The sequence below is a fragment of the Klebsiella sp. CB_Kp196 genome, from assembly GCF_040061575.1.
Taxonomy (GTDB): Bacteria; Pseudomonadota; Gammaproteobacteria; order Enterobacterales; family Enterobacteriaceae; genus Klebsiella; species Klebsiella michiganensis.
On record NZ_JBEAFH010000082.1, the window covers coordinates 133,637 to 145,773 of the forward strand.

Annotated in this window: 13 protein-coding genes; 6 read left to right on the forward strand and 7 right to left on the reverse strand. The window is 57.7% G+C overall.

The features are described from left to right. Window positions 1-195: 195 nt before the first annotated feature. The 3 genes from sbcD (at window position 196) to ABLU87_RS28670 (ending at window position 5,183) form a co-directional block, all read left to right on the forward strand. Entirely contained in the window at window positions 196-1,398 is a 1,203-nt protein-coding gene (gene sbcD, locus ABLU87_RS28660) for an exonuclease subunit SbcD (RefSeq protein ID WP_122116966.1), read from the forward strand. Next, complete coding sequence (gene sbcC / locus ABLU87_RS28665; protein WP_122116965.1) at window positions 1,395-4,529, forward strand: exonuclease subunit SbcC; 3,135 nt, start codon at window positions 1,395-1,397, stop codon at window positions 4,527-4,529. Before sbcD ends, sbcC begins: the two co-directional genes overlap by 4 nt. Before the next feature lie 291 nt (window positions 4,530-4,820). Continuing rightward, window positions 4,821-5,183 carry an NUDIX hydrolase gene (locus tag ABLU87_RS28670; RefSeq protein WP_014228145.1) on the forward strand — a complete coding sequence of 121 codons (363 nt, stop codon included), beginning with the start codon at window positions 4,821-4,823 and terminating at the stop codon, window positions 5,181-5,183. Between the two features lie 47 nt (window positions 5,184-5,230). On the opposite strand, the gene mak is transcribed toward ABLU87_RS28670, so the two are convergent. Beyond that, window positions 5,231-6,136 (reverse strand): fructokinase, encoded by a 906-nt coding sequence (gene mak, locus ABLU87_RS28675; protein WP_122116964.1) that lies wholly within the window; start codon window positions 6,134-6,136, stop codon window positions 5,231-5,233. 90 nt (window positions 6,137-6,226) lie between these two features. On the opposite strand from mak, the gene rdgC reads away from it, so the two are divergent. Then, on the forward strand, window positions 6,227-7,138 hold the full coding sequence (gene rdgC, locus ABLU87_RS28680) for a recombination-associated protein RdgC (protein WP_004099396.1): 912 nt from the start codon (window positions 6,227-6,229) through the stop codon (window positions 7,136-7,138). Between the two features lie 42 nt (window positions 7,139-7,180). On the opposite strand, the gene ppnP is transcribed toward rdgC, so the two are convergent. The 4 genes from ppnP to aroL all read right to left on the reverse strand — a co-directional run bounded on the left by ppnP (window position 7,181) and on the right by aroL (window position 9,276). Then, on the reverse strand, window positions 7,181-7,465 hold the full coding sequence (ppnP, locus tag ABLU87_RS28685; protein ID WP_004099395.1) for a pyrimidine/purine nucleoside phosphorylase: 285 nt from the start codon (window positions 7,463-7,465) through the stop codon (window positions 7,181-7,183). Window positions 7,466-7,552: 87 nt separating this feature from the next. Beyond that, on the reverse strand, window positions 7,553-8,233 hold the full coding sequence (locus tag ABLU87_RS28690; RefSeq protein WP_165795123.1) for an AroM family protein: 681 nt from the start codon (window positions 8,231-8,233) through the stop codon (window positions 7,553-7,555). Window positions 8,234-8,485: 252 nt separating this feature from the next. Further along, window positions 8,486-8,677 carry a YaiA family protein gene (locus tag ABLU87_RS28695; protein WP_004129622.1) on the reverse strand — a complete coding sequence of 64 codons (192 nt, stop codon included), beginning with the start codon at window positions 8,675-8,677 and terminating at the stop codon, window positions 8,486-8,488. Between the two features lie 71 nt (window positions 8,678-8,748). Further along, window positions 8,749-9,276 carry a shikimate kinase AroL gene (gene aroL / locus ABLU87_RS28700; protein WP_004848163.1) on the reverse strand — a complete coding sequence of 176 codons (528 nt, stop codon included), beginning with the start codon at window positions 9,274-9,276 and terminating at the stop codon, window positions 8,749-8,751. Between the two features lie 334 nt (window positions 9,277-9,610). Between aroL and ABLU87_RS28705 the strand changes: the two genes are divergently transcribed. Next, on the forward strand, window positions 9,611-10,309 hold the full coding sequence (locus tag ABLU87_RS28705; protein WP_122116963.1) for a DUF2076 domain-containing protein: 699 nt from the start codon (window positions 9,611-9,613) through the stop codon (window positions 10,307-10,309). Here the strand turns inward: ABLU87_RS28705 and ABLU87_RS28710 are convergent. Next, window positions 10,306-10,764 carry a YaiI/YqxD family protein gene (locus tag ABLU87_RS28710; protein ID WP_009653579.1) on the reverse strand — a complete coding sequence of 153 codons (459 nt, stop codon included), beginning with the start codon at window positions 10,762-10,764 and terminating at the stop codon, window positions 10,306-10,308. The two genes, ABLU87_RS28705 and ABLU87_RS28710, sit on opposite strands and share 4 nt — an antisense overlap. A 116-nt stretch (window positions 10,765-10,880) precedes the next feature. On the opposite strand from ABLU87_RS28710, the gene proC reads away from it, so the two are divergent. Then, window positions 10,881-11,690, forward strand: a complete 810-nt coding sequence (proC, locus tag ABLU87_RS28715) for a pyrroline-5-carboxylate reductase (RefSeq protein ID WP_004848157.1) — start codon at window positions 10,881-10,883, stop codon at window positions 11,688-11,690. Window positions 11,691-11,736: 46 nt separating this feature from the next. Here proC and psiF read toward each other — a convergent pair whose 3' ends face one another. Next, window positions 11,737-12,057, reverse strand: coding sequence for a phosphate starvation-inducible protein PsiF (gene psiF, locus ABLU87_RS28720; protein WP_122116962.1), 321 nt, complete (start codon window positions 12,055-12,057; stop codon window positions 11,737-11,739). Between the last annotated feature and the right edge of the window lie 80 nt (window positions 12,058-12,137).

Here is a 12,137-nt window from a genome sequence, read left to right on the forward strand (position 1 = left end):
GACCGCCAGATGAACGCGGATTTCGAATTGTGACACGGACTTAACTCACCCAAAAGCAGCGTTATCCCCTCAATAATTCAGGTTTCACTCCCCACAAGTACAGGTAACCAGGTGGCTGGACGTAGCCAACGCATAAGCAACTTGAAGGATGACGGGTATATAATGCCGCTTACGCTTTTTCTCCAGGGAACAACTATGCGCATCCTTCACACCTCTGACTGGCACCTTGGGCAAAATTTTTACAGCAAAAGTCGCGCCGCCGAACATCAGGCGTTTCTCGACTGGCTGCTGGCCAGCGCGCAGGAACATAATGTCGATGCCATTATTGTTGCGGGCGATATTTTTGATACCGGCTCACCGCCGAGCTACGCGCGCGAGCTGTATAACCGCTTTGTCGTTCAGCTGCAGCAGACCCGCTGCCGGCTGGTGGTGCTGGCGGGAAACCATGATTCGGTTGCCACCCTCAACGAGTCGCGAGACATTCTCGCCTTCCTGAATACGACGGTGGTGGCCAATGCCGGCCACGCCCCTTTTATCCTGCCGCTGCGCGACGGTACGCCGGGGGCGATTTTTTGTCCGGTACCGTTCCTGCGCCCGCGTGAGCTGGTGACCAGCCAGGCCGGGCACTCTGGCGGCGAAAAGCAGCAGCTGCTGCTCAGCGCCATCAGCGACTACTACCAGCAGCAGTACCAGCTGGCCTGCGAACTGCGCGGCGACCGGGCGCTGCCGATTATCGCCAGCGGCCATTTAACCACCGTCGGCGCCAGCAAAAGCGACGCGGTTCGCGAAATCTATATCGGTACGCTGGACGCCTTCCCGGCGAGCCGTTTTCCGCCCGCCGACTATATCGCGCTCGGCCACATTCACCGGGCGCAGGTGGTCGGCGGCTGCGAACATATCCGCTACAGCGGTTCGCCCATCCCGCTGAGCTTTGACGAAACCGGGAAAAATAAGAGCGTCAATCTGGTCACTTTCGCTAACGGCTGCCTGACGGACGTCACGCCGCTTATCGTCCCCGTCACCCAGCCGCTGGCGGTCCTGAAGGGCGATTTCGCCAGCATTAGCGCACAGCTAAACCAATGGCAGAATAACGACCAGCAGCCCTCAGCGTGGCTGGATATAGAAGTCACCAGCGACGAATATATGCATGATATCCAACGTAAAATCCAGGCGCAGACCGAAACGCTGCCGGTAGAAGTGCTGCTGGTGCGCCGCAGCCGCGCCCAGCGCGATCGCATTCTGGCCGGCGCTCAGCGCGAGACCCTCAGCGAACTGCAGGTGGAGGACGTCTTCGCCCGCCGTCTGGCGCTGGAAACGCTGGAAGCAACGCAGCAGCAGCGCCTGGAACAGCTCTTTAATGAAACGCTGCATAGTCTGAACGGTGAGGATCGCCTGTGAAAATACTCAGCTTACGCCTGAAAAACCTCAACTCACTCAAAGGCGAATGGAAAATTGATTTCACCGCTGAGCCCTTCGCCAGCAACGGACTGTTCGCGATTACCGGGCCAACCGGCGCCGGAAAAACCACCCTGCTGGATGCAATCTGTCTGGCGCTGTATCACGAAACCCCGCGCCTGAGCAGCGTGTCGCAATCGCAGAACGATCTGATGACCCGCGACACCGCCGAATGCCTGGCGGAAGTGGAGTTTGAGGTAAAAGGCATCGCCTACCGCGCCTTCTGGAGCCAGAACCGGGCGCGAAACCAGCCGGACGGCAACCTGCAGGTTCCGCGCGTCGAGCTGGCGCGCTGCGAGGACGGCAAGATCCTCGCCGATAAGGTCAAAGATAAGCTGGAACTGACCGCCTCGCTCACCGGCCTGGACTATGGCCGCTTCACCCGCTCGATGCTGCTGTCGCAGGGGCAGTTCGCCGCCTTCCTGAACGCGAAACCGAAAGAGCGCGCCGAGCTGCTGGAGGAGCTGACCGGCACCGAGATTTACGGCCAGATTTCGGCACAGGTCTTTGAAAAGCATAAGCAGGCCCGCGTCGAGCTGGAGAAAATTCAGGCCCAGGCCTCCGGTGTGCTGCTGATGAGCGACGAACAGCAGCAGGCGCTCCAACAAAGTTTGCAAGCGCTTACTGATGAAGAAAAACAACAGGTTAGCGAACAAACTCGCCTGCAAAATGCCCGTCAGTGGCTGGTACGCGGCGCAGAGCTGACGGCAGAAGATCGGCAGGCTCAAACCGCGCTACGCGAAGCGCAGGCTGCGCTGGAGCAGGCGCAACCGCAGCTTACCGTATTGCTGAATGCCCAGCCCGCGGAGCAGCTACGCCCGCAGTGGACGCGTCAACAGGAGCAAATCGCCGCGCTGGCGCAAACCCGCAATCTGAGAGAAGAAGTAAATACTCGCTTACATGAACGACTGCGGCTGCGGGCGGGGATTCGCCTCGCCGCCCGGCAGCAATCTGAACGCCTGCAGAACCACCAGCAAACGCTCGCCGCATGGCTAAAAGAGCACGACCGCTACCAGCGATGGGGCAATGCGCTGGCGGGCTGGCGGGCCGCTTTCCAGCAGCAGGCCCGCGATACGCAGCAGCAAGCCGCTCTGCAGCAGCGTCTGGCGGAAACCAGCCGCCGGCTGGGCGAACTGCCGCCCGACGGGCTGGCGCTGGATGCTGAGCAGGTCAGCGCCGGCCTCGCGCAGCACGCCGCGGCGCGCGCGCTGCGCCAGCAGCTCGCGGCCCTGCATGGCCAGCTGCAGCCGCTGAGCCAGCGTTTATCACAGCTTCATGCCGCCGGGCAGGCCAGTAAGCAGGAGCAGGAGCGGCTCGAAACCACCCTGGCCCAGCGCCGTCAGGCCTATAAAGAGAAGAATCAGCAGTTTAGCGATGTCAAAGCCCTGTGCGAAATGGAAGCGCGCATTGCCGGTCTGGAGGCCGAGCGAGCCCGCCTGCAGCCCGGTTCCCCCTGTCCGCTCTGCGGTTCCGCGCAGCATCCGGCCGTCGCCGAGTATCAGGCGCTGGTTCCCGGCGTAAATCAGGCGCGGCGCGATGCGCTTGAGCGCGAAGTCAAACAGCTGGCGGAGGCCGGCGCCCTGGTGCGCGGCGAGCTGGACGCCCTGCTTAAGCAGCAGCAAAAAGAGGCCACCGAGAAAGCATCGCTTCTGCAGCAGGAGCAAGCGCTTACCTCACGCTGGCAGGCGACGATCGCCGGATTAAATATCGACCTGACGCCAAAGGATGACATTCCCGGCTGGCTAAACGCGCAGCAGGAGCATGAACAGCGGCTGTATCAGCATCAGCAGCGTCTGGCCTGGCAGGCCCAGCAGCAGGAGTGCCAGCAGCAGATCCAGCAGCTCCAGCAGGAACAAGCGCAGCGCAGCGCCGCGCTGGCGGCTGAACTGGCCGCATTTGCGCTGAGTTTACCGGCAGCAGAGCAGGCCGCAGGCTGGCTGGCGCAGCGGGAAGACGAGACCCGCAGCTGGCAGGCCAAACAGAACGAACTGATCGCCCTGCAGGAACAGCTTCAGCAGCTGACCCCGCTGCTGGAGTCCTTGCCGGAAACGGACTTAGCGGCGGAACCCGCGCCGCTGGACGGCTGGCGCCAGGTGCACGACGACTGCCTCGCGCTTCAGAGCCAGTGGCAAACCCTGGGGCAGCAGGAGAGCCAGCAGCAGGCTCAGTTGAAAGAGAGCGAAGCGCAGTTCAGCGCGGCGCTGACCGCCAGCCCGTTCGCTGACCAGCAGGCGTTTCTCGCCGCGCTGCTCGATGAGGAGACGCGCCGGCGCCTTGAACGCCTGAAGCAGACGCTGGAAAGTACGCTACAGCAGAATCAGGCGCTGGCGATGCGGGCCCGCGAGGCGCTGGATAGCCACCGCCAGCAGCCGCCGGCGGAAACGGATATCAGCCAGCCTCTTGAACGGGTACAGGAACAGCTTCAGCAGCTGACGACGCTGCTGCGGGAAAACAGCGCCCGTCAGGGAGAGATTCGCCAGCAGTTGAAGCAGAATGCAGAAAACCAGCAGCGTCAGCAGTCGTTACGCCAGCAGATGGAACGCGCTGCGCAGGAAGTGGAAGACTGGGGATGGCTGAACGCGCTTATCGGCTCCAGAGAGGGCGATAAATTCCGTAAGTTTGCGCAAGGCCTGACGCTGGATAACCTGGTGTGGCTGGCCAACCATCAGCTCAACCGCCTGCACGGCCGCTATCTGCTGCAACGCAAAGCCAGCGACGCCCTGGAGCTGGAGGTGGTCGATACCTGGCAGGCGGACGCGGTGCGCGACACCCGGACGCTGTCCGGCGGCGAGAGCTTCCTCGTGAGCCTCGCGCTGGCGCTGGCGCTCTCCGATCTGGTGAGCCATAAAACGCGGATAGACTCGCTGTTTCTCGATGAGGGCTTCGGCACTCTGGACAGCGAAACCCTGGATACCGCGCTGGATGCGCTGGACGCGCTCAACGCCAGCGGCAAGATTATCGGCGTTATCAGCCACGTTGAGGCGATGAAAGAGCGCATTCCTGTGCAAATTAAAGTTAAAAAAATCAACGGGCTGGGCTATAGCCGTCTCGATAAAGCTTTCGCCGTCGAATAAATTTCCCCCTCCGCACCTGTCTTCAAGCCTCTCCCCCACGGGAGAGGTCGCGTTGTTGCCCGGACTCAGATTTCACGATAAATCTTGATACCGCACGAATTTGCATGATAAGTTTAATTTCATTGCTTTAACGATGAATAACAGGCGAAATCATGCATAAAAAACGAGCCAAGTATCTTAATCACATTATTTCGTGCAAAAACGTGCATCCATAACTTTTTCTGACGGGCGTGCAGCAGCATCCGGCAGCATCGTCCCATCCCCTCTGGCCCATTTAAGAAGGTCTTAACCATGAAAAGCTTACTTATTTTGATTGCCGGCCCGGTACGCAGCGGCACCCACAATCGCGCGGAACTTATCGACGCTAACCTGAACAATATGGCCCAGGTTGCGCTACGCGTTTACCAGAAAGGCCATATCCCCGTGGTCGGCGAATGGCTGGCTCTGCCCATCGCCAAAGCTGCGGGTTCAACGGAAATTGGCGATGCGATTAGCGAGGAATATCTCTATCCGGTCGCTCACCGTGTCATTAGCCGCTGCGACGCTATATTGCGCATGCCGGGCGAATCCCGGGGAGCGGATCTGGATATTGAGGAGGGTAAAAAAAGGGGGCTGTCGATTTACTACAGCCTGGAGGAGATCCCGGACCGGTAATCCGCGGGGTACCCGCTGCGCCGTTCAGGCCGCGCAGCGGTTGATGATTACAGCGGCCACAGCCAGGCCGCGCCGCGCACGCCGCTGGAGTCCCCGTGCGCCGCCCGGCGAATCGGCGTCTCGCATTCACCGCCGAATACCCATGGTTTTAGCAGATTCGGCACCGTCTGGTAGAGACGGTCAACGTTGCTCATTCCGCCGCCAAGCACAATAACGTCCGGATCGAGGATGTTAACCACGTGAGCCAACGATTTCGCCAGCCGCAGCTCATAGCGGCTCAGCGCCAGCTCCGCCACCGGATCCCGCTCGCCCACGCGCTGCATAATCTCGCTGCCTTTTAGCGAATGACCGCTTAACCGCCGATAATCGGTCGCAAAGCCGGTACCGGAGATAAAGGTTTCAATACAGCCCTGCTTGCCGCAGTAGCACGGTACTTCAGCGCGATAGCGAAGTTCATCTTCATCCATCCACGGCAGCGGGTTGTGCCCCCACTCGCCCGCCGTACCGTTGCCGCCAATATGGGCGCGTCCGTTAAGGGCCACGCCTGAACCGCAGCCGGTGCCGATAATCACCGCAAATACCGTTTGCGCCCCGGCCGCCGCGCCGTCTACCGCTTCCGACACCGCGAGGCAGTTGGCATCGTTGGCCAGACGCACTTCCCGTTGCAGACGCTGGCTAAGGTCTTTATCAAACGGCTGACCGTTGAGCCAGGTTGAGTTAGCGTTTTTGACCACGCCGGTATAGGGCGAAATCGACCCGGGGATGCCGATGCCGACCGTGCCGCTCTGCCCGGTAGCCTGCTCGGCCATCTCGACCAGCGAGGCTATCGTCTCTATCGTCTGGCGATAATCACTCCCTGGCGTAGGCAGGCGATGACGAAATAGCTGCGCTCCCTGGTCGCTCAGCGCGATGACTTCCGTTTTGGTTCCGCCTAAATCAATGCCAATGCGCACTGTGAATTCCTCTCCCGATTAACAATGCAAGCATAGCGACAATTCGCTATCATGCCCGCTGGATTTAACGACTAAGCCGTGGAAATTATCATGCTGTGGTTCAAAAATTTAATGGTTTATCGTCTCAGCCGCGACATTTCCCTGCGCGCCGAGGAGATGGAAAAACAGCTGGCCGAGCTGACCTTTACCCCTTGCGGCAGCCAGGATATGGCCAAAACCGGTTGGGTACCGCCGATGGGATCGCACAGCGATGCGCTGACGCATACGGCAAATGGCCAGATCGTTATCTGCGCGCGTAAAGAAGAGAAGATCCTGCCGTCTCCGGTGATCAAACAGGCGCTGGAAGCAAAGATCTTCAAGCTGGAAGCCGAGCAGGGCCGTAAGCTGAAAAAAACCGAAAAAGATTCTCTGAAGGATGAAGTGCTGCATTCCCTGCTGCCGCGCGCCTTCAGCCGCTTCAGCCAGACCATGATGTGGATCGATACCGTCAACGGGTTGATCATGGTGGACTGCGCCAGCGCCAAAAAAGCGGAAGATACGCTGGCGCTGCTGCGTAAAACTCTGGGCTCGCTGCCGGTTGTTCCGCTGGCGCTGGAAACCCCGATCGAACTGACGCTGACCGAGTGGGTGCGTTCCGGTACCGTGGCTCAGGGCTTCCAGCTGCTGGATGAAGCCGAGCTGAAAGCGATGCTGGAAGACGGCGGCGTGATCCGCGCGAAAAAACAGGATCTGGTGAGCGACGAGATCGCCGTGCACATTGAAGCCGGTAAGGTTGTCACCAAGCTGGCGCTCGACTGGCAGCAGCGCATTCAGTTCTTAATGTGCGATGATGGTTCGATTAAACGCCTGAAGTTCTGCGACGAACTGCGCGATCAGAATGAAGATATCGATCGGGAAGATTTCGCCCAGCGTTTTGACGCGGACTTTATTCTGATGACCGGCGAGCTGGCCGCGCTGATTCAGAATCTGGTGGAAGGGTTAGGCGGCGAAGCGCAGCGCTAATCTCGAGAATTCCTTCCTGCCAGCGCAGGAAGGAAACGAACATTACAGGTAGCGGCACAGATAAGAGGTCGGCTCGGCCACCTGCAGATTAAACTCGCTATTCCCCGGAACGTTGAATACTTCCCCGGCGGCATAGACTTTCCACTCGGTCTCTCCCGGCAAAAGTACGTTCAGCGCGCCGCTGACTACGGTCATCTCTTCCGGCTGCGCGGTACCAAAGGTATATTCCCCTTCCGCCATCACGCCCACGCTCGCACGACCGGTGCTGCTGCTGGTGAAGCCGATAGATTTTACTTTTCCGTCAAAGTATTCATTGCTTTGAAGCATAAACTCGCCCTTATGATCTTGTGTTGAAGGCACAATATAGGGGGCGCTCCTTGCCCCTGTCACGTAAAATTAACGCGTTACATCAGGTTAAACTAATAGTTCTGCCGCCAGCCGTGAAACCAGCACATTTGACAACAGAACCGGAATATCCAGCGCCTTTTGTAATATGTCGCGATGCTGCTGGTGGTAGCAAAGGCAATCCAGCATTAATACGTCTGCGCCCTGTTCAATCAACTCCCTGCCCGCGGCGATTAACTCCTCTTTACCGCCGCTCACCGGATTGGAAATGGCGTAAAACGGAGTATTTTCTAATACCTGCCATTTATTCCGCTGCAGCGGCAAAATCTCTTCAACCGGAACAATCACCCCCACCTGATGGCCGTCGACAATCGACGCGACCAGCGGCGGAATAATTCTTTGCGGCTCAAGCAGGATCGCATTATTCGCCGTAAATCCGCTAAAGGGATGAGTGCTCATGAGTAAAATAAGGTCGTAATTTTGTTTATCGAGCATCGCAATGACGCTACGTAAATCACGCTCAACCTTCTGCCGTGAGACCTGCGCAATTTGATTATCGTTAAGCAAGGTCAATAGCATCTCATCGCCGGGCTCTATGCTGTAGTCCCGCATAACGTCTTCGCGCGTCATTTTGCCGAGCAGGCTAATGTGGGCGATCTCGTCTTCCCTGATATGTTCAGTTAAAAGCGGCAGCATCTCCGCCACGGGTACGACCCCAATGGTCAAGATTGCCATCGATGCACTACTCATATCGTTTACCTTTTCACAACCGCTGTTTCAAAACAGGCTTTTATTTACAACTTTTGCCCCCTGGTGACCCAAAGCAACCGTCGAGAAGCGTAGCAGGTTACGGCTGATATGGAATGTAAAGATTCCAGAAGCGTCAAAAACGCTCCTGAAAATCCGTACCTTAGGTAATCATTAGTACCGTTAATAGATTAAAAATGTGATACATGTCCGGTAGCGATCTTTTCAGAACGAATCCCGGACATTTAAGAGGAATTAAGACTTATCAGGATCTTCGTAACGCCGTTTGGCGTCCAGCGCTTCCTGTTCTGTAGGATGTTCGCTGATGAGTGAGTTTGGCGTCGGGTGATCGGCGCGCAGTTCATACCAGGTGACCGTTTGGCCCTGCGGGCCCTTTTCAACGGCGACAACACGCGCTTCCCTTGGATATGGAGGTCTGGTCGGCATAGCGTTTCCTTTTTTTACCTTAAGAGCTTTAAAGTATAGGCGCTGCCGATCCGTTTACCCCAGGCAAAGTCTTAACTGGTATAGGTCTCGCCGCAGACGGTGGTCATAATCTGTTCCACGACCTCATCCGGCGTGGCGGTCGCATTAATAATATGATGCGCGGCCGCGCGATACAGCGCTTCCCTCTGCGCCAGCACCTCACCCACTTCATCGCGGATGGGCTTTCCGGTCAGCGTCGGGCGCTGTTCCGCCTTCGGATAGGCTTCAAGGCGGTCAATCAGCGCGGAGACCGATGCCTCGAGATAGATAACGATGCCATTTTCCCGCATAAACTGTCGGTTGTATTCGCTGAGGATAATGCCGCCGCCGGTGGCGATGATCGTCGCGGGTTGAGCGACGCGTTCTAAAGCCTGCGTTTCCAGCGCACGAAAGCGTTCCCAGCCTTCCTGCTGAACGATAGCCGCTACCGTGCGCTGCTCATGCTCCTGCAGCTCATGGTCCGTGTCGGCGAACTTAAAGCTGCGAGCTTTCGCCAGCGCGTGTCCGATGGTCGTTTTACCGCAGCCGCGAGGCCCGACAAGAAATATTAGCTGTGTCATTACCGAAGACCCCTTGGTTCCGCATTTTGCGGATAAATGAAAGCGAAAAGAGAAACAATGGTACCGCAAACTTACCCGACGCAAATCGTAAAATAAACGTTACACACCATCTGCAAACCCTTTCACCTTAGTATTAGAAAGGACATTTAATGTAAACTTATCATTGCATTTGGTGTTATGCCAGCTTTACTTTTGTACAGAAGTTATTTTTTGTTCGCAGTCTGGCGTAAACAGTAACACATTTCTGCACAGCTTTACGCTGCCGCATATTTACAAGATGCGTGCTTCGGAGCGAATCTGAAGCTAATCAATCAGTATGACAGAGGTATGTAGTATGCAATCTGAAGAGCAACGCCTTATCGATGGACTGTTTTCCCGATTAAGAGAGGCCGAGAGCCACAGCGCATCACGGGATGCCAGCGCTGAGGAGCGGATTGCCGGGCACATTAAAGAGCAGCCGTTCGCCCCTTACTATATGGCGCAAACGATTCTGATTCAGGAAGCGGCGATCAAACAGCTTAACGACCGTATTCAGGCGCTGGAGAGCCAGGTGACCCAGCTTCAGGCCGCGAAGCCGAGCAGCGGCGGGTTTCTCTCAGGCCTGTTTGGCGGCGGTCAGTCGCGCGGTTCCGACCCGATTCCTGGCGCCGAGCAGTATGGCCGACCGCAGGCCGGCGCCCAGCCTCAGTATGCTCCGCAGGCGCAGCAGCAGAACTACGCCCCTCAGGCGTCGCGCAGCGGCGGCGGTTTTATGGCCGGCGCGCTGCAAACGGCGGCAGGCGTCGCGGGCGGCGTGGTGCTGGGAAACATGTTGACCAATATGTTTAGCGGCTCGCATCCGCAGGAGATCGTCAATATCATCGAAGAGAAACCGCAGCCGGATCTCAGCCAGGCGCAGGACAATAGCGTCGCTGACGATACCTTCCGCCAGGATGACGGGCAGTTCCTCGCCGACAACAACGATTATGACGCCGACTTTGACGCCGGTTTCGGCAATGATGATTTCGGCAGCGACGACGACAGCTGGGTTTAACCCTGCTGGCGCTTAACGTCTAACAGCCATTTCTCCAGCGCGGCGGCAAACTGCTGCCGATCGCGTTGGGATAAGCTATCCGGGCCGCCGGTCTGCACGCCGCTGGCCCGCATCGTTTCCATAAAGTCGCGCATCGTCAGGCGTTCGCGAATGGTCGCCTCGCTGTAGCGTTCACCGCGTGGATTCAGCGCCGCCCCGCCTTTCTCCAGCACTTCCGCCGCCAGCGGGATATCGGCGGTAATCACCAGATCTCCCGGCTCGCATAAACGTACGATTTCGTTATCCGCCACGTCAAACCCCTGCGCCACGCGCAGCGTGCGGATAAAGCGCGACGGCGGGACGCGCAGAGGCTGGTTAGCAACCAGCGTCAGCGAGATTTGCGCGCGCTCGGCGGCGCGGAACAAAATATCTTTAATGACGTTCGGACACGCGTCCGCATCAACCCAAATAGCCATTGCGGCTCCTGTCGATGAAAAAGAGATGCCGTATTGTCGCCTGCTTTTGCCTTCCGCGAAAGCAACAAGATGTTAAGCTATATCGCTAACGATAAAACAAACAAAGGGGATTGGTGATGGAGAAGAAAATCGGCTTTATCGGCTGCGGCAACATGGGCAAGGCCATCCTGGGCGGCCTGATCGCCAGCGGGCAGGTGCAGCCGGGTCAAATCTGGGTCTATACCCCGTCGCCGGATAAAGTGGCGGCCCTGCACGACCAATACGGCATTAATGCGGCGCAAAGCGCGCAGGAAGTGGCTCAGGTGGCGGATATCGTTTTTGGCGCCGTAAAGCCGGGCGTGATGGTAAAAGTGCTCAGCGACGTCGCCTCCAGCCTGAATAAAGACTCTCTGGTGGTTTCTATCGCCGCGGGCGTGACGCTCGACCAGCTGGCGCGCGCCTTAGGCCATGACCGCAAAATAGTCCGCGCGATGCCCAACACGCCTTCGCTGGTCAACGCGGGGATGACGTCGGTCACGCCGAATGCGCTGGTCAGCGCCGAAGAAACCGCGGAGATCCTGACCATATTCCGCTGCTTTGGTCAGGCGGAAATCATTGCTGAGCCGATGATTCATCCGGTGGTCGGCGTCAGCGGCTCCGCGCCGGCTTACGTCTTTATGTTTATCGAAGCGATGGCCGACGCCGCTGTGCTTGGCGGAATGCCCCGCGCGCAGGCTTATAAATTCGCGGCGCAGGCGGTGATGGGCTCGGCCAAAATGGTACTCGAAAGCGGCGAGCATCCGGGAACGCTGAAGGATATGGTGTGTTCGCCCGGCGGCACCACCATCGAAGCCGTGCGCGTGCTGGAAGAGAAAGGCTTCCGTTCCGCCGTCATCGAAGCGATGGTGAAATGCATGGAGAAATCAGAGAAGCTGAGCCGTTCCTGATTGCAATAGCGAATAGCGGGTGAGGTTTCCCTCACCCGCCCATTTCTTACACCTGTTTTTTCAGGCAGGCGCTCATAAATTTGCTGCGATCGTCCCCTTTCAGGGACTGCTGGGTCGCCTGAGCGTTACACTCGCGCATTTTCTGCTGCTGAGGCGTTAGCCCCTTACCGTCCTGCGCGGCGCCATCTTTCTTCAGGCAGCTACTCATAAACGTTTTACGCTCATCCCCTTTCAGCGACTTCGATGACGCTTCTTTATTGCAGACGCTCATCTTTTGCTGCTGAGGGGTCAACTCTTTTTCCGCGGCACTCACCGCTGTCAAAAATACCAGGCCAAAAAGTAGGGTCACAAGTAATGTTATTTTCATCGCACCATCCTCTATGAGTGGATCCCTGTAAGTCTGGTCGCTGATGGAGAAAAAACCAGCCGGTAACGAAAATTCATCAC

Excerpts from the sequence above, each read along its gene's own strand:
- sbcD (WP_122116966.1), top strand. The coding sequence starts at position 196 with ATGCGCATCCTTCACACCTCTGACTGGCACCTTGGGCAAAATTTTTAC.
- ABLU87_RS28670 (WP_014228145.1), top strand. The coding sequence starts at position 4,821 with ATGAAAAGCTTACTTATTTTGATTGCCGGCCCGGTACGCAGCGGCACC.
- rdgC (WP_004099396.1), top strand. The coding sequence starts at position 6,227 with ATGCTGTGGTTCAAAAATTTAATGGTTTATCGTCTCAGCCGCGACATT.
- ppnP (WP_004099395.1), bottom strand. The coding sequence starts at position 7,465 with ATGCTTCAAAGCAATGAATACTTTGACGGAAAAGTAAAATCTATCGGC.
- ABLU87_RS28690 (WP_165795123.1), bottom strand. The coding sequence starts at position 8,233 with ATGAGTAGTGCATCGATGGCAATCTTGACCATTGGGGTCGTACCCGTG.
- ABLU87_RS28695 (WP_004129622.1), bottom strand. The coding sequence starts at position 8,677 with ATGCCGACCAGACCTCCATATCCAAGGGAAGCGCGTGTTGTCGCCGTT.
- aroL (WP_004848163.1), bottom strand. The coding sequence starts at position 9,276 with ATGACACAGCTAATATTTCTTGTCGGGCCTCGCGGCTGCGGTAAAACG.
- ABLU87_RS28705 (WP_122116963.1), top strand. The coding sequence starts at position 9,611 with ATGCAATCTGAAGAGCAACGCCTTATCGATGGACTGTTTTCCCGATTA.
- ABLU87_RS28710 (WP_009653579.1), bottom strand. The coding sequence starts at position 10,764 with ATGGCTATTTGGGTTGATGCGGACGCGTGTCCGAACGTCATTAAAGAT.
- proC (WP_004848157.1), top strand. The coding sequence starts at position 10,881 with ATGGAGAAGAAAATCGGCTTTATCGGCTGCGGCAACATGGGCAAGGCC.
- psiF (WP_122116962.1), bottom strand. The coding sequence starts at position 12,057 with ATGAAAATAACATTACTTGTGACCCTACTTTTTGGCCTGGTATTTTTG.